At 64.6% G+C, this 17,649-nt stretch carries 11 protein-coding genes; 5 read left to right on the top strand and 6 right to left on the bottom strand.

Annotation, left to right across the window (positions count from 1 at the left end):
• Window positions 1–2: 2 nt before the first annotated feature.
• From ABB27_RS03335 to ABB27_RS03310, 6 genes are all read right to left on the bottom strand, one after another.
• A complete protein-coding gene (locus ABB27_RS03335) occupies window positions 3–2,873 on the bottom strand; it encodes a TIM-barrel domain-containing protein (protein ID WP_057626918.1) in 2,871 nt (956 codons plus the stop codon).
• Between the two features lie 49 nt (window positions 2,874–2,922).
• A complete protein-coding gene (locus ABB27_RS03330) occupies window positions 2,923–4,620 on the bottom strand; it encodes a GH35 family beta-galactosidase (RefSeq protein ID WP_057626807.1) in 1,698 nt (565 codons plus the stop codon).
• 37 nt (window positions 4,621–4,657) lie between these two features.
• Window positions 4,658–6,559 carry a sialate O-acetylesterase gene (locus ABB27_RS03325; protein WP_057626917.1) on the bottom strand — a complete coding sequence of 634 codons (1,902 nt, stop codon included), beginning with the start codon at window positions 6,557–6,559 and terminating at the stop codon, window positions 4,658–4,660.
• A 17-nt stretch (window positions 6,560–6,576) separates the two neighbouring features.
• Entirely contained in the window at window positions 6,577–8,850 is a 2,274-nt protein-coding gene (locus ABB27_RS03320) for a beta propeller repeat protein (RefSeq protein WP_244479120.1), read from the bottom strand.
• A 28-nt stretch (window positions 8,851–8,878) separates the two neighbouring features.
• Window positions 8,879–11,815 (bottom strand): TonB-dependent receptor, encoded by a 2,937-nt coding sequence (locus ABB27_RS03315; RefSeq protein ID WP_083491115.1) that lies wholly within the window; start codon window positions 11,813–11,815, stop codon window positions 8,879–8,881.
• 307 nt (window positions 11,816–12,122) lie between these two features.
• Window positions 12,123–13,076, bottom strand: coding sequence for a LysR substrate-binding domain-containing protein (locus tag ABB27_RS03310; RefSeq protein WP_057626805.1), 954 nt, complete (start codon window positions 13,074–13,076; stop codon window positions 12,123–12,125).
• 245 nt (window positions 13,077–13,321) lie between these two features.
• Between ABB27_RS03310 and ABB27_RS03305 the strand changes: the two genes are divergently transcribed.
• From ABB27_RS03305 to ABB27_RS03285, 5 genes are read left to right on the top strand one after another with little or no spacing between them, the layout of a single operon-like run.
• Entirely contained in the window at window positions 13,322–14,056 is a 735-nt protein-coding gene (locus ABB27_RS03305) for an SDR family oxidoreductase (protein ID WP_057626804.1), read from the top strand.
• Window position 14,057: 1 nt separating this feature from the next.
• Window positions 14,058–14,675 (top strand): 2-dehydro-3-deoxy-6-phosphogalactonate aldolase, encoded by a 618-nt coding sequence (locus tag ABB27_RS03300; RefSeq protein ID WP_057626803.1) that lies wholly within the window; start codon window positions 14,058–14,060, stop codon window positions 14,673–14,675.
• Window positions 14,672–15,823: a galactonate dehydratase gene (gene dgoD / locus ABB27_RS03295; RefSeq protein WP_057626802.1), complete on the top strand. Its 1,152-nt coding sequence runs from the start codon at window positions 14,672–14,674 to the stop codon at window positions 15,821–15,823. The genes ABB27_RS03300 and dgoD overlap by 4 nt, the downstream gene beginning before the upstream one ends.
• A 5-nt stretch (window positions 15,824–15,828) precedes the next feature.
• On the top strand, window positions 15,829–16,737 hold the full coding sequence (locus ABB27_RS03290) for an SMP-30/gluconolactonase/LRE family protein (protein WP_244479119.1): 909 nt from the start codon (window positions 15,829–15,831) through the stop codon (window positions 16,735–16,737).
• Entirely contained in the window at window positions 16,734–17,645 is a 912-nt protein-coding gene (locus tag ABB27_RS03285) for a 2-dehydro-3-deoxygalactonokinase (protein ID WP_057626800.1), read from the top strand. Before ABB27_RS03290 ends, ABB27_RS03285 begins: the two co-directional genes overlap by 4 nt.
• The last annotated feature ends 4 nt before the right edge of the window (window positions 17,646–17,649 follow it).

The following is a 17,649-nucleotide window of genomic DNA, read 5'->3' as shown; positions in this document are numbered from 1 at the left end:
TGTCAGCGGGCAACCGGACGGGTGATGGCCTGCGCCTTGCCGTCGTAGCGGATCACGACATCAGCCTTGGGCTCCAGTTCGCCCACGCCGTCGCGCGGGCCATCGACCCAACGCACGCGCAGTTCGCGACGGTCCTGCATGCCCGGGTAGCTGCCCTCGCGCGCGCCGATGCTCAGCACGCCCTTGGCCTGATCCCACTGCAGCGGGATACGGCTGGATTGGCCACGCTCATAGCCGTAGTTGCGGCCGTTGTCCTCGTACAGCGAGAAGCTGCCGTCGGCACCGGTGTAGACCTCGATGGTCACCGGCGCGTTGGGCTGCTCATCCACGTATTGCTGGACCACGCTGCGCGGCACGATGGAACCGGCACGCACGAACAGCGGGCTGCGCTCCAGCGGCGCGGCGGCAGTGATGGTCTGGCCACCGGCATGGCGCTCACCGGTGTTGAAGTCGACCCAGCTGGTGCCGGCCGGCAGGTAGACCTGGCGGCTGGTGGCCTTGAACGCGGTCACCGGCGCGACCAGGAAGGCCGGGCCGAACAGGTACTGGTCGGCGATGTCGCGGACCTTGGGATCGGCCGGGAAGTCCATCGCCATCGCGCGCAGGATGGTGCCGTCCTTCTGCCAGGTGTCGCCAGCCAGCGTGTAGATGTAGGGCAGCAAGGTGTAACGCAGCTTCAGGTAGTGCACGAAGCTGTTGTAGTGCGGTGTGCCTTCCGGCGCGATCTCCCAGATCTCGCGGTACGGGAACTGGCCATGCAGGCGGAACACCGGCACGAAGGCGCCGTACTGGAACCAGCGCAGGCTCATTTCGCGCCACTCCGGCAGGTGCGCCGGATCCTTGTCGATGAAGCGCTGCTCCGGTGCAAAGCCGCCGATATCGAAGCTGACATTCGGCGCGCCCGCCATCGAGGCATTGACCAGGCCGGAGATCTGCTCGCGCATATCGTCCCAACGCGGCACGATGTCGCCACTCCAAAACGCCGCGCCGGCGCGCTGCTGGCCAGCGAAGTAGGCACGCGACAGGATGAACACGCGCTTGTCCGGGTCGACCTCGCGCGAACCTTCGTACACGCCTTCCGAATGCACCAGCGGATAGGAGTTGAAGTACTCCACCGAGGAACCGATCGCGGTCGGGGTGGTGCGTGCCTTGCGCTCGCCTATGTCGATATTGCTGTGCAGGTCCGGCTCGGAAGCATCCAGCCACCAGGCGTCGATGCCACGGCTGTTGAGCTTCTCGTTGACCTGGCGCCAGAAGATATCGCGGCCCTGCTTGGAATACGGGTCGTAGAACGAGTTCAGATAGCCCTTGCCGATCCAGTCCAGTTCGCCCACTTCCACATTGCGGTGGTACATGGCGTCGGCGGCATCGAGCTCCTTGTAGTTGGCGGTGGTCGGGTAGAACTTCGGCCACACCGAAATCATGATCTGCGCGTGCTGGTCGTGCACGTGCTTGATCATGCCACTCGGGTCGGGGAAGTTCTTGCTGTCGAAATCGTGCGAGCCCCAGGCGTCTTCCGGCCAATACGACCAGTCGAGCACGATGGCATCGATCGGCAGCTTGCGGCGGCGGTACTCGTCCAGCGCGCCGGTCAGCTCGTCCTGCGTCTTGTAACGCTCACGGCTCTGCCAGAAGCCGTACGACCACTTCGGCAGCAGCACGGCCTTGCCAGTCAACTCGCGGTAGCCTGCGATCAGTTCGTCGGCATTGGCGCCGGCGACCACGTAGTAGTCGATCATCTGCCCGGCCTCGGACCAGATCGACAGATCCTGCGCCTCGGCTGCCGGCAGCGGATCGCGGTGCAGCAGGGCGATGTAGGACGGATCGATCGCGTCCCATTCCACCTTCACCTGGTGCTTCTGGCCCGGCTGCAGGTCGAGCGCGAATTCGTGGTGCCACGGGTTCCAGTTCTGGCGCCAGCGATCGATCACCAGCTTGCCGTCGACATAGACCTTGGCGTACTCGCTGTTGTACATCGAGAACGTATGGCGGCCGCCCTGCCTGGCTTCGATCGCACCTTCCCACACCACCTGGGTGCGGCCGCCTTGCGCGGTGTTCCAGCCATCGGCCGGCAAGGCCTTCAGGTCCTTGATGTATTGATAGTTGATCTCGTTCTCGCGGCGCACCACGCGCTGCTTGCCGTCGAACGAATAGGTGGCAGTGAACGCACCCGGCTTGCCGGCAGCGTCGTAGACCACCAGGTCTTCCTGCAGCGGACGCAGGCCCTTGGGATCGCCGTAGCGGGTGATCGAGTTGTTGTCCCAGAGGATGCCGTAGTTGCGGCTGGAGATAAGGTAGGGGATGGCGTTGTCGATATTGTGCTGCAGCAGCTCGACGTCACGGCCCTTGAGGTTCATCCAACCCTGCTGGTGCAGGCCGGTGCCGTACAGGCCCTCGCCGTCCACCGAATCAAAGCGCTGGCGCAGGCTGTACATCGGCTTGCCTTCAACCTGCTCGGCAGTGAAGCCACGTGCCGCTGCCGACTCTGCCAGCAAGGGCTTGCCTGCTGCGTCGAAGAAGCTGACGCGGCCATCGGCCAAGGCCACCTGCGCGGAGATGCCGGCAGCCTTCAGCGTTACCGCGCTGGCATCCTGGCTGATATCGAAGCTGGGCACTGGCGCTGCGTTGGCGACGCGCATCAGGCTGGGGCTGCGCTGGAAATCGCCGTCCACGTCGGCGCTGACGCGGATGATGTTCTGCTCCACCAACTGCAGGCGGACCTTGGCCGCCTTGGCATCGGCCGGCGCCACCACCACGCCATCGGCTTGACGGTCCACGGTCTGCGCGGACGCTGCCAGCGGTGCCATCGCCACCACCACGGCCAGTGCCAATACATTGCTGCGCAGACGCGCGGGTTTGTTCTTCGACATCATCATTCCCCTCCGCTGCGCCACCTTGCGGCGGCGCCTTATGGTCAAGTGCTCAGTACGTCGCCAACTTCACCCGCAACAGCTGGGTGGCATCGGAGAAGTTGAGCCCGTAATCGGTTTGATCGCCGTTCCAACGACGGCGGAACTGCCATTGCCCATCGACGTAAGTCCCTTCGTCGACCGAGTGATAGATCTGCCGGGCAGCGACGGCCGGATCGGCGGCCACCAGGCTGATGCGGGCATGCGCGCCGGTCAGCAGGAACTCATCCGGCCCCAGCTGCACCACCAGCGCACGGCCAATCGGCTCGGCGTTGCCCGGTGGCACACCCTGGAACCAGAACTGCGGCACGCCATAGCTGATGACCGCATTCCATTTGTCGTCGATTTTCACCGTCTGCGTGCCCTGCCCCGGCTCCTCGGCAGTGCCATGCACCTTGCCTTCGAAGCTGGCCTTGGCGATCACCTCGGCAGCTGGCGTCAGCAGGCGGTAATTCAGTGCGAACGGCTCGAATGCGGCCGGGTTGATGTCCTTGGCACCCAATGGATAGTTGGTGTACCTGGAATAGTCGATACCGAACGGCGACCAGCCGATGCCCTGATGCCCCAACGTCGAGAACATGTAGCGCGCGTACTCGGCGCGGTTGCCGGTTTCAGCCACAAACAGCGGGTTGTCAGCGCGTGAGTAACGATCCAGCACCGTTGTATACAGCGCGTAGTCCGGCATGTAGATATCCGGCGCCAGCAGGTCGATGTTCGGCGCCGCCGCCTTGTACACGTCCAGCACGTTGTCGGTGGGGCCGCCGCTGGCATAGGTGCCCGGCTGGCCCGGATTGAACGGCCCGCGCAACGCGGCATTGACCAGCATCGGCAGCGGGTACTCGGCCTTGCCGGCTGCGGCCACCTGGTCGATGAAGTGGGCGATATGCCAGGCATGGAAGAACTCATCGGCATCGGCGCCAAATACCTCGCGCCAGTTACCCGGCTGCTTGCCCAGCTTCCTCAGCAGGGCTTCGGGCACCGTGCTTTCAAAATCCTTCTGCGCCAACGGCGAGAAATCACGCACGCTGCCGTAGGTGCCCGGCTCGTTTTCCGGCTGCACCATGATCACGGTGTGCTGCGGGTCCTTGGCCTTGAGGTGACGCATCAGCTGCACGAAGGCCTTGCGGTCCGCGTCCAGCGTGGCCGCTGCGTGCGGCGACAGCGAGTTGAGCGTGCGTCCGTCGGCCGTGATCACCCGCGGGAAGCGGTTATTGTCCAGCTTCACCCACTCCGGCGCGTAGTTCGGGCCGTTGTTCTTCCAGGTGGCGAACCACAACAGGATCAACCGCACCTTCTTCTCGCGCGCCTGCTGCAGCAAGGTATCGACGAAGGAGAAATCGAACTCACCCTCCTTGGCTTCCACCTGCTCCCAGGCTACCGGCACCATCACCGTGTTCGGCTTGACCAGTTCGATCGCCGGCCACACATCCTCCAGCGCCTGCGGGTAGTTGCTGGAGTTGTTGACCTGTGCGCCCAGGATCAGGAACGGCTTGCCATCCACCAGCAGCGCGTGGCGACCGTTCTCGCTGATGATCCGCGGCAACTCAGTTGCCGTCGCAGGCGCTGCAGATACAGCTGCTGCCTTATCTGCGCCCGGCTGCACTGCAGGGTTGTCTGCCGTGTTGCCACCGCATGCAGCCAGCAACACGGTAATCGCAGCACCGAGCAGACCGGCATTGATGGATGAGAGACGTGGGCAGATCAGCTTCATGGTCGTTTTCTCTTGCTGCTTGCAGAAACCCGGGCCGTCATGGCCCGGTGCGGAAAGGTGACGCCGGCAAACCGGTGGAACCCATCAGATTTGCCCCCTGCGCGGTATCGCTCCAGCCATAACGGGCAGCCACCGGCGCCGTCACTGCTGTGCTTTGCAGGACCACCCGGTTGCCTTCAATGCGCGCCTGCGCTCGATGGAAACGCCCATCGGCACCTGCAACTTCAAAGCCCTTCAAATCGCCCGTAGCGCTTACCTGCAGCGGCGCATTGGCAGGTGCGAAGGTCAACACCACGCTGCCCCCTCGAACTTCATGACCGATGTACTGCGGGCCTGATGCAATCAGCGAGCTATCGCCATATGCCAACTTGCCGGCGGCCAGCGCCAGACGCTCACCGACGGTGCGCTTGTTGCCCGGATGGATGTTCTGCAGATTGCCCACGTCGGTGATCACCGCCTGCGCCGTTGCCGGCACCGACAGCGTCGCGCTCTGCGATTCGCGCAGCAATGCCCATGGGCTTTCGATGGCGACATCGTCGGCATCGCGCTGATCGGCGCCGGATGAGAACGGCGCCAGCTGCACCCACAGGAATGGCAATGCCGGCGCATGCCATTGCTTGCGCCATTGCGCGATCAACGCCGGAAACTGCTGGCGGTACTTCTGCGCCTGCGGCAGCGTATTGGCGTTGGCTTCGCCTTGGTACCAGATCACCCCACGCAGCGGGTAATCCTGCAGCGGATGGATCATTGCGTTGAACAGCAGCGTCGGATACTGGTTCTTGTCATCGACCAGGGCCACCTGGGCGCGCTCGACACGGAACTTCCAGCCATCCAGCGGGCGCCCGGCGGCGCCGTTGGGCTGCACGAATACTTCGCTCGGCTCGCCATGGATGCCGCCACCGCCACCGAAGTCCTGCACACGTATCGCGACGTGGTTGAGGCCGGCGTGCAGGGCCGATGCCGGCACCGCATAGCGGCGCGCCAGGTTGTATTGCAGCCTGGTCTCACCGACCTGCTGGCCATTGACCCAGGTGGTGTCGGTGTCGTCGATGCGACCCACGCCCAGGATCACGCCCTTTGCCGCTTCATCGGCGCTCAGGCGGAAGCTGGTGCGATACCAGGCCACACCGTCCATGCCATTCCAGCCCTGGGTTTCCCATAGGCCAGGTGCCTTGATATCGGCCCACTCGGCCTCGTCCAGCTCGCTGCGCTGCCACTGGCTGGCATCGGCAGGCAGCTGCGGCCAGCGCGCCAGATTGGCGTGGGTCTGCTGCACGGCCTGCGCATCGGATTCACGCAAGGCGGCTGCCTGCGCCAGCAGCGCAGCGTTGTCCAAGCCCTGGGTGGCGGCATCGGTCCAGGCTTCGATGGTGCTTCCGCCCCAGGTGCTGTCAATGATGCCGACCGCCACACCGGTGCGCGCACGCAGCTGTTGGGCGAAGTAATACGCCACCGCCGAGAACTCGGCGGCGTTCTTCGGGTTGGCTGGTAGCCATGTACCGCCCTCGAGCTGCCACTGCGGTGCGCCCGACCACGACTTGGGAATCTTGAAATGGCGGATCAACGGATCGTTGGCCGCCGCAATGGCCGCCTCCGCGCCATCGGTCTGCGCCAGTGGCCATTCCATGTTGGACTGGCCCGAAGCCAGCCACACCTCACCGACATACACATCGCTCAGCTGTGCCGGCGCCGCCTTGTCATCAATCCGCAGCGTGTAAGGGCCGCCGGCCGGCAAGGCCGGCAGCTCGGCGCGCCAGTTGCCGTTGGCGTCCGCCTTCGCCGTGGCCTGCTTGCCTGCGAAGTCCACACGCACCTGTGCACCCGGTGCTGCCCTGCCCCACACCGGCAACGGCTGACCGCGCTGCAGCACCATGCCATCGGCAAACACACGCGCCAGCTCCACCGCCTGCGCACTGCTGGCCAGCAAGGCCAGGCCCATCGTCCATACCAGCTGCTTCACTGCGGTTCTCCGTACCAGATGCCCCGGCCTTCGGTGCCGAAATACACGCGCCCGGGGATACGTGCATCACCGGTGACGTGGCGGATGACGCCGGCAAAGCGCTGGGCGTCGTTGTCGATGCGGCGCCAGCGGCGGCCACCATTGTCCGAGCGGTACAGGCCGCGCTTGCCGGCCATCTCGCCAAAAACAAACAGCACCGGAGCATCGCCGTCCTTTGCCGGCTTGCCCAGCCCGACCGAAAACACGGTGTCCAGGCCCTGCACGCGCTGCAACCGGCCCGGCGACCAATGCAGCAGCCCGCGCCAACCCGCCGCAACCCAGGCCTCCCCCGCCCGCCAGGGATTGGGACGGATCTCGGCGCGATACCAGTCGCCTACCGCACCCGTCCCGGCCTCGGCCTGCTGGAACGCCACGCCACCGTCGCCGCTGACATACAGCGCGCCACTGGCGGGGTCGAAACCGTAGTACACAGCGGCTTCGTGCCGGTCCGCTTCCACCACCGCATTCTTCGGCAGGCCCTGCACCGCCTGCCAGCGGCCGCCAAAATCAGCACTGAGCCAATGCCCGCCATTGCGGGTCTGCCAGATCACCCGCTTGCCGTCGGCGGCGACAGTGATGCGCCCGGCGCCCTCGCCGTCCGCCGGTTCGCTGGCGAACGGCGTCCAGTTGTAGCCACCGTCGTTCGACCACGCCGCGCGTACCGCGCCTTCAGGACGGTGGTGGAAATAACCGGTACGCACCATCAGCTGTGGCGCCTGCCCGGCATAGGCCAGGCTTTCGGTATTGGAGAAACGCACACCGGCAAAGCGGCGCTGCGGAAGATCCAGATCGTCGTGCACGAAGCCGTCGATGTCACCCAGCCCACTGATCAGGTGCGCACCCTGCGGTGGGCTGACCAATGCCAGCGGCACCGTCTCCTCGAAGCCGACCAGCGGGAAGCGCCAGCGCAGCCGCTTGCCTTCGTCGAAAGCGCGCAGGTCACGCGTGTCCCAGATGCCGTAGCCGGTGACGAACTGCAGGTGGCCCGGGTCGTGCGGGTCCAGTGCCAGCACGCCAATCCAATGCGGGCGTGCTTCTTCAGTCCACGGCGCGTAGCTGTGATCGAAATCGGCGCGCGTCGACAATGCAGTCCAACTGCGTCCACCATCGATGCTGCGGAAGATATCGTCATGCGGGGCGAAGCGATTGAAGGTGCTGGCGACGATGCGCAATGGGTCCTGCGGGTCCACCGCGACCGCGCCCCAACCAAAGCCGTCACCTTCCAGATCGGTGGACTGCGCCACCGGAGTGATATCGGCCCAGCTGCCGTCGCGCGGATCGTAGCGCCACAGCGCGCCGTTGTTCATCGTATTGGGGCCGGGCGCGTCGCCGTAACTCAGCAGCCAACGGCCCAGACTGTCGCGCACCATGTGATTGGGGCGCAGACCGGTCGGCTGGCCCGGCACTACCTGCCAGCTGCTGCCGGCATCGTCGGAGCGGTACAGCGAGGCCTGCTGCGTGGACACACCGGCATAGAGCGTGCGCGAGGCGCCAGTATCGCCTTTGCTTTCGGGTTCGAATTCGATGAAGACCACGCCGATGGCCTGCGCACCATTCCAGCCTTCCGCGGTTGCGGCCGGCGACTTGGCGATAGCCGGGAACGCGCTCAGCTCGCTCCAGCTGGCGCCAGCATCGCCGCTGCGCCACACACCATTGGCGCGGGTGCCAAACAACAACACCTTGCCATCATTGGGGTCTACGGCAAGCCGCTCGCCATTGGCCCGGCCCAGTTCGTTGCCGCCCAGTTCGAATGGCAGCTCGGTGCGCTGGAAGCTGCGGCCCTGGTCGTGCGAGCGCAGGATGGCGCCATTGCTGCCGCGTGCGTGCAGGTAAGTGCCCACCGCCAGATACAGACGGTTCGGGTCGGTCGGGTCCACCGCCATGCTTTCCACGCCGAAGCGGCCCTGGTCCTCTGCGCCCATCCAATCCAACAGCGGTTGCCAGCGCTGCTGTGTCGCATCCCAACGGTAGGCGCCACCGATATCGGTGCGCGCGTACTGCAGCCCCGCTTGCTGCGGGTGGAACACCAGGCCGGTAACAAAGCCACCGCCGCCGATGGCGACGTTGTGCCAGGTGTATTCCGGCTGCGTACCGGCATGTACTGCCGGTACGCAAGCCAGGGCTGGCAGCAGCAACACCGCTGCCGCCAACCATCGCCGCAGATATCCTGCGCAGCGGGTAGTGGCGTGCTGCCAGCTACCCACTGTATTGAAGCGCCTGATACCTGCCATACCGCACCTCCGTCTGCACACGCCGCGTTTACAGATCCAGGTTGGCCCGGATGCTCATGCCGTAACGGCGATCATTGATGTACCAGCCATTCGGGCGGCTGCTGCTGCCGTAGTAGTCCGAGCGCACCTCATCGAGCAGGTTGGTGCCATCGAGCGTCAGCGACCAGATCTCGTTGAGATTGATGCGCAGCGAGGCATCCAGCTGACCGGTGGCATCGTGGTACTGCGGCACATGGCCGGCATTGGGCGGACGCGTGGTGACCAGCCAGGTATCACGCCAGTTGTAGGCAGCGCGGAACGAAACGCGGGACTTTTCATACATCAGCACCACGTTGTAGCTGTTCTTGGACAGGCCTTCCAGCGGCAGGTAGGAGATCTCAACGCCATCGGTGCCAGCCGCATCCGGTGCCGGTGCCTTGCTGTCCACGTAGGTGTAGTTGGCCTCGAAGCCCAGCCCATCCAACGCGCCCGGCAGGAAGGTGAAGAACTGGCGGTAGCCCAGCTCCAGGCCCTTGATCTTGCCGTCCTTGCCATTGGAGCGGGTCTGCAGCTGGAACTCACGCACGCACTCGGCGCTGACGCAGGGCCGGGTTTCGCCGGTGGTTGAACCCTCCAGCGGCATGTCGAAGTTGGCGTCGTAATAGTTGGCCGCGATCGTGTCGTAGTAGTAGAAACCCTTGACCTTCTTGTAGAACGCGGTGCCGTACAGCATCGAGCCCTGGCCGAAGTACCACTCCAGCGAGGTGTCGAACTGGTTGGAGTACATCGGCTTCAGGTAGGGATTGCCACGGCTGGCATAGGACACGCCACCGGTGTTGAAGTCGAAGAAGGTGTCGTTGAGGTAAACGTACGGATCCAGCAGATCGAAGTCCGGACGCGACATCGCACGCGAGGCGGCAACGCGCCACTGCAGGTTGTCGGTCAGGAACATGCGGAAGTTCAAGCTCGGCAACACATCGGTATAGGAGTTGGTGACGCTGACCTTCGACACGTCGTTCGACGGCGAGTTCTGCTCCAGCTCATAGCCCTTGACCGAGGTTTCGGTACGCACCACGCGCACGCCGACATTGGCATCCCAGCGGAAGCGCGCATCCTCCTGGCCCAGCCGCAACATCGCGTACGCCGCGTAGGTGTTCTCGGTGTAGTCGCGGATATCGGTGGTCGGGTTGTAGGCGACGGGATCGTGGCCAAACATGCGCACGGTGTTTTCGTAGTCGGCCACCATCTGGTCACAGGCCACGTAACCGGTCGGCAGGCCGCTGGCCCCACGGAAGTGGTCACTGAACGGGAACAGGCGATAGCAGGCGTCCGGGTAATCGGAGAACGGTGCCGCGGTGAAGCTGCCCCAGGCGTTGTCGGTGCCGGCCGGTGCGATCTTCTGCCAGTTCCAGCCCGAGCTGCGGGTAATGGCCGAGCGGTCGGTATAGCGCACGCCCATGCGCAGGTCGTTGAGCAGGTTGCTGTCGAGGAAATCCCAGCGCAGGTCGGCGCGCCAGGAGAACTGGTCGGCATCGTTGTTGTCGCGCTTGTCCAGGTGCGAGTACCAGCCACCGTAGTTGCTGATATCACTCATGTAGCCGTTGATCGGCTGGCCGGTGGAAGGATCCAGCACGGTCACCGACGGGTACTTGCCGGTCATGTCCACACGTACCGGCGGCACACCGTACAGGCCCGACCAGCCACGCCAGTCATCGGGGTCCACCTGGCCAGCCAGCAGGTCCACCCAGTAATTGACGCTCTCGGTGGTGGCATCGATGTACTGGAAATCGGTGGACAGGTGCAGGTTGTCATTGACCTGCCACTTGCCGCCCAGCGCCAGGTCGGTGGTCACCGAGTTGCGCCAGTCCATGCGCGAGGTAGTGGTCACCAGCGCATTGTTGAAGGTGCCGTACTGGAACTCGCCGTTGCCATCAAAACCGAACGGGTCGTTGAAGGCCTCGTAGCCCGGGATGCTCGGCGAGACGAAACCCCAGCCATTGCCCGACCAGTTCACCAGGTCCTGGGTATTGTTGTTGAGGTTGCCCACACGCACGCTGTACTCGCGGTTGCGGAACTTGTAGTCCGAGCGCAGGCCGGTGGCATACAGCTCGATGTCGTCGTTGGGCTTCCACTGCAGGGCGATGTACTGGCCGTCGCGCTCACGGTCACCAAAATGGCTGTACATGCCCACTTCGCTGGGCACCACCACTTCCTTGCCCTCGTAGCCCGGCACATCGTCATAGGCCAGGTAGCTGCCCATGTTGATGCGGTCTTCGCGGTACTGGCCTTCCTGGTGGGCAACATTGAACAGCAGGCCAAACTCGCCGGCACCGGTATTCCAGCGGTTGGAGAACAGGAACGAGGCCGAGGGCTGCACCGAGTCGCGCAGGTCCCACTTGTTGACGGTGAAGCTGCCCGACAGCTTCATGCCTTCCTGGTCGAACGGCATGCGCGTGCGCAGGTTGACCAGGCCGCCGAGGCCGCCTTCGATCAATTCCGCGCTCGGGTTCTTGTAAACGTCCACGCCGCCCAGCAGTTCGGCCGGCACGTCTTCCCAGCTCAGCGCACGGCCACTGTTGGCGGTGAAAATATCGCGGCCATTGAGCTCGCTGCGCACCTGGGTGAGGCCGCGCACCATGATGTCGCTGCCCTCACCCTTGTTGCGGGTGATCTGCACGCCACTGATGCGCTGCAGTGCCTCGGCAACATTGTTGTCAGGCAGTTTGCCGATATCTTCGGCAACGATCGAATCGACGATCTGGTCGCTGGTTTCCTTGATCACCTGCGCCTTGGTAAGGCTCCCACGGGTGCCGGTAACCTGCACCTTGTCCAGCTCGGTGGCGTCGGCGGGCGCGGCTTGCTGCGCCTGCGCAGCTGCCGACAGCAGCAGCGCGACACTCAGGGCAAGCACAGTGGGTTGCAGACCGGTACACGCACGACGGCGCGCACTATTGGCCACCTTGAGGCGGCGCTGTAACGTTGACATGAGTGTTCCCTCCCAGGACACATGGCGACGATTTGGTTTTTCCCAGCACCGACGTCATTGCGCCTTTGGCACCAGGTGAAGCAGATTGAAAACCGCGTACTAACGCACCCCGGCAATTGCAGGGCACTGGACTAACCGTTCTTCACATCCTTCGTTGCCGTTGGCCGACCGCACCCCCCGATGCATGTGACCAACGACCCTGATACCGATGGTCATCGACCACCACGGCGGCGAGCATAGGCGGGGGCACACATTCCCGACCAATGAAAAAATGCGCAGGATGTATATCGGAAGCGAATACCCCGATTCAGGCCACCGGCGGGTACAACCTCCGCGCGGTAAGCCGCAACGCCTCAAGCACACGCTCGGCGCCGGGCGAGAGCAACTGGTCGCGGCGGCGGATGATTCCGAAAAATTCCATACGCACATCCAGCGCGATCGGCAGCACCAGCATCTGCCCGGTCTGCAGATAGGGCGCTACCGATTCTGCCGGCAACGCGGTCAGCAGATCGCTGTGCCGCAGCAGGTGAATGGTGACGGGCAGCGAGGTCGTTTCGACGATGTTCTGCGGCGGCACCAGCCCGTGCTCCAGGAATACCGCATCCAGCCGTGAGCGCAGCACACTGCCTTCGGGCGGCATGATCCAACCATAGTCGACCAGGTCGCCGTAGCTGACCCGCTTGCGCGCCGCCAGTGGATGGCCCGCACGCACGATCACCGAGTGCGGCTCATCGGCCAGCGGCTCGAACTCCAGCTCGCTGCTGCCTTCGGCGCCCATGATGCGGCCGACCACGATATCCAGCTGGCCATCGAGCAGCTTGGCCACCAGCGGCCGGCTGTAGTCCATTTCGATCCGGATCAGGATGTCCGGGAAGTCGCGCTTGAGCGCGGCCACCGCCTGCGGCACCAGGTTGGTACCCGGGTTGACCACGGTGCCGATTGCCGCCTGCCCGGTGCGGCCACTGCGCAGCGCGGCGATCTCGTCCTGGGCGCGGCCTATCTCCGACAGCGCCGAGCGCGCGCGGCGGATCAGCACCATGCCGTACCAGGTCGGCTCCACCCCGCGCGCATGCCGCTCGAACAGCGGCACACCGAGCAGGTCTTCCATCTCGGCCAACAGCTTGGATGCCGCCGGCTGGGTCATGTTGGCCGCCTCGGCCGCACGCAGCACCGAGCGCTGCTCGTAAAGGTGCAGCAGCAACAACAGGTGGCGGGTCTTCAAACGGGTGGCATTGAACCAGCCGGTGGTGGGTTGAACCATGCGTACCGATCCCCTCGGCTGAGTAGCTATTCGCCCAGCGAATACATTACGACAAAAATTTCATTTGTCGCACATAGGTTCTCACGCAAGGCTATGCCACGCTTCCGTCAGCACCGCTGCCGCCCTGCCGGGCAGGCGCGGCCAGTACCGACAGCAGGCTTCAGGGAGAAAGGAATGAAGGCTTCACAATGCGCCAGCGCCAACAACGCGGGCGGCGACGGCATGGGCCAAGCCGGGGGCAGCCGATGAGTGCGCGCCTGGCCGGCAAGGTGGCCGTGGTTACCGGCGCTGCCAGCGGCATCGGCGCGGCCATTGCCCGCCTGTTCCATGCGCAAGGCGCGCAGGTTGTGGGTATCGACCTCAACCCCGGCGACAACGACGGCTTCGAACTGCTGCAGGGCGACATCACTGACGCCGCTGCGATGCGTGCCCTGATCGAGGCAACGCTGGCACGGCATGGCCGCATCGACGTACTGGTCAACAACGCCGGCGCCGACGTGTTTTCCGATCCATTGGCGCTGGACGATGCACAGTGGCAGCGCTGCTTTGCGTTGAACCTGGAAGGCGCCTGGCAGCTGTGCAAGGCTGTGTTGCCCGGCATGGTCGCGCAGCAGGCCGGTGCCATCGTCAACATCGCCTCGGTGCACGGCCACAAGATCATCCCTGGTGCCTTCCCGTACCCGGTAGCCAAGCACGCCTTGATCGGCATGACCCGCTCGCTGGGCATCGAATATGCCGCGCACGGCATCCGCGTGAACTCAATTTCGCCCGGCTTGATCCTGGTGCCGCGCATCGAAGCCTGGTTTGAACGCGAGCCAGGCGCCCGCGAGCGCCAGACCGCGCTGCTGCCGCCGCGTCGCATCGGCACACCCGAGGAAGTGGCTTATACCGCGCTGTTCCTGGCCAGTGACGAGGCGTGTTTCATCAATGCCACCGACATCCTGATCGATGGCGGCCGCTCGCAGGTTTACCACGACTGACATGACTGTCCTGCCCTTCCAATTGCCCTTGATCGCCATCCTGCGCGGCATAACGCCGGGCGAGGTGGATGCGCATGTCGATGCACTGGTCGAGGAAGGTTTCGACGCGATCGAGATCCCGACCAACTCGCCCGACTGGGAGGACAGCGTACGCCGCAGCGTGCAACGCCACGGCCAGCACGCCTGCATTGGTGCCGGCACGGTGGTGCAGCCGCAGCACATCGATGCCTTGCTACGCACCGGCGGCCGGCTGATGGTCACGCCCAATACCGACCCGCAGCTGATCCAACACGCGGTTGCCGAAGGGTTGCTGGTGGCAGCCGGTATCGCCACCGCGAGCGAGGCCTTCCAGGCGCTGCGTGCCGGCGCGCAGGTGCTCAAGCTGTTCCCCGCATCCATTCATGGCCCGGCACTGGTACGCGCCCTGCGCAGCGTCTTGCCGCCGGTTCCCCTTTTCGCCGTTGGTGGCGTCTCCCCCAGCACCTTGGCCAGCTATCTTTCAGCTGGTTGCCAGGGTGCGGGCACCGGCGGTGACCTTTATCAACCCGGCCAACCGGTGCAGGCAACGCGCGACAACGCACGTGCCTTCCGCCAGGCCTATCTGGACTACTCGGCATGAAGATCGTGCGTCTGACCACCTACCAGGCCGCGCCGCGCTGGCTGTTCCTCAAGATCGAGACCGATGAGGGCATCAGCGGCTGGGGCGAACCGGTGATCGAGGGCCGTGCCGCCACCGTTGAAGCGGCCGTGCACGAGCTTGGCGATTACCTGATCCGCAAGGACCCGGCGCGTATCAACGACCTGTGGCAGGTGTTGTACCGCGGTGGCTTCTACCGCGGCGGCGCGATCCTGATGAGCGCTATCGCCGGCATCGACCAGGCACTGTGGGACATCAAGGGCAAGGCGCTGGGCGTGCCGGTCTACCAACTGCTCGGTGGCTTGGTGCGTGACCGGATGAAGACCTATCGCTGGGTCGGTGGCGACCGCCCGGCCGATATTGTCGCGCAGATGCGGCACTACAAATCACTGGGCTATGACACCTTCAAGTTCAACGGTACTGAAGAACTGAAGCTGATTGACAGCCCGCGCGCCGTTGACAGCGCCATCGAGAAAGTCGCCACCATCCGCGAAGCGCTGGGCAATACGGTGGACTTTGGCATCGACTTCCATGGCCGGGTGAGCGCCCCAATGGCGCGCGTGCTGCTGAGGGAGCTGGCATCGTACCGCCCCTTGTTTGTCGAAGAACCGGTATTGCCGGAGCAGTGGGAATACTATCGCCCACTGTCGGAGATCAGCAGCATTCCGCTGGCGGCCGGCGAGCGCATGTACTCGCGCACCGAGTTCAAGCCGGTGTTGGCCGCCGGCGGCCTGTCCATCCTGCAACCGGACCTGTCGCATGCCGGCGGCATCAGCGAGTGCCACAAGATCGCGGCGATGGCCGAAGCGCATGACGTCGCCCTGGCACCGCATTGCCCGCTGGGCCCCGTGGCGCTGGCAGCCTGCCTGCAGCTCGACTTTGTCGCCCACAATGCGGTGCTGCAGGAACAGAGCATCGGCATCCATTACAACGAAGGCGCCGACCTTCTGGACTACGTCATCAACAAGGACGACTTCGCCTGCGATGCGCAGGGCTGCATCGCCGCGCTGCCCAAGCCCGGCCTGGGTGTGGAGATCGACGAAGCGCGCTTGATCGAAGCCAACAAGCAGCCACCGCGCTGGCGCAACCCGCTGTGGCGCCACAGCGACGGCAGCGTTGCCGAATGGTGAGTGCAGTGGCTGCGGACGTGCCGACAGCGCAGGCACGATTGCTGGTGGACAGCCAATGCGAGTTGGCCGAGGGCATCCTCTGGTGTGACCGCCGCAACGCCCTGTACTGGACCGACATCCTCGCAGGCCGCCTTTGGCACCACGACCTGGCCAACGGCCGCAGCCGCAGCTGGCAACTGCACGAACCGCTGGGCTGCGTCGCGCTGGCAAGCGATGGCCGCCTGTTGCTGGGCCTGGCCAACGGCCTGTATGTGGCCGATCCGGAGACGCAACTGCAGGACAGCGAACTGCACTTGCAGCTGCTGGCCCTGGTGGAGGCGGACAACCCTGCCACCCGCATCAATGACGGCCGCGCCGACCGCCATGGCAACTTCGTGTTCGGCACCAAGAGCGATCATCCCGAAGGACGGCGTGGCGGCAGCTTCTACCAGTGGAGCGCGCACAACGGCCTGCGCCGCCTGCCCTTGCCGCAGGCCCACATCCCCAACGCCATCTGTTTCAGCCCCAAAGGCGAGCGCATCTATTTCTGCGACTCGCCGCAAGCCAAGCTCATCACTGGCCGCTATGACCCGCACGGCGCACATGTAGATGCACTGCAGGTTTTCGCCAGCGTGACCGAGCCCGGCATCGAACCCGATGGCGCCGTGGTCGATACGCAGGGCCGCCTGTGGAATGCGCACTGGGGCGCAGGCCGGGTGAGCTGTTACACGGCCGATGGCCGCATTGAACGGGAGATCCACATTCCTGCCCAATATGCGTCGTGCTGCGTGATTGCAGCTGGCCGCCTGTACATCAGCAGCGCCCGTATCGGTCTGGACGCGGACGCACTGGCAACGCAGCCCGGTGCCGGCGGCATCTTTGTCTGGGAGCACCCGCAATTGAAGGCCAGCGTAGACCGCGTGGAATTGCCATGATCGCCGTGGATTGGGGCACCAGCAGCCTGCGTCTGTATCGCCTGGATGACAACGGGCATGTGTGTGAGCGTCGCCGCAGCGAGCGCGGTCTGCAGGCCAGCGCCGCACAGTTTGAAGCAGTCTTGGCCGAGGAGATCACCGGCTGGGATGACCCGCTGTTGATCCTGTCCGGCATGGTAGGCAGCCGCAATGGCTGGCACGAAGTACCTTACCTGCCCTGCCCGGCCGGCATTGATGATCTGGCGGCGGCGCTGGTTCCACTGCAGGCGAGCGCGTTGGCTGGGCGCAGGCTGTGGATCGTGCCGGGTGTCAGCGACACCGGCAGCGAGGCCGTGCCGGATGTGATGCGTGGTGAAGAAACCCAATTGGCGGCGCTGTTGGCCGTGCTACCGCGCGGCAATCATGTTGTATGCCTACCAGGCACGCACAGCAAATGGGTTTCGATAGCCGACGGCCAGGTACGCCGCCTGACCACGGCGATGACCGGCGAGCTGTATGCGGTACTGCGCAACCACAGTCTGCTGGGCAAACTGATGCCCGAAGATGACAGCCGCTTCGACGCCTGGGCATTTGAAAGCGGGCTCAAGCGCAGCCGCCAGACGGGCGGCCTGCTGCACCACCTGTTTGGCGTGCGCACACTGGGCCTGTTCAACCAGATGGAGGCAAGCGCCTTGCCGTCCTACCTGTCCGGCCTGCTGATCGGCCACGAGATACTTGCATCGGGCGTACTTGAACACACCCCGCGCTTGTCGCAGGTACACCTGATAGGCAATGACCGCCTGCTGGCACTGTACGCACAGGCGTTGATTTCCTGGGGCGTGGGAGTGCAGCGTCATCCGGAGGATCTGGCGGCGCGCGGCATGTATTCGCTGTGGCAGCGGCGGCTGGAGTTGGGTAGCGGCGGCTGAGTCG

Source organism: Stenotrophomonas terrae (assembly GCF_001431465.1).
In the GTDB taxonomy this organism is placed as follows: Bacteria; Pseudomonadota; Gammaproteobacteria; order Xanthomonadales; family Xanthomonadaceae; genus Stenotrophomonas; species Stenotrophomonas terrae.
This window is presented reverse-complemented; position numbering and strand designations above follow the sequence as displayed.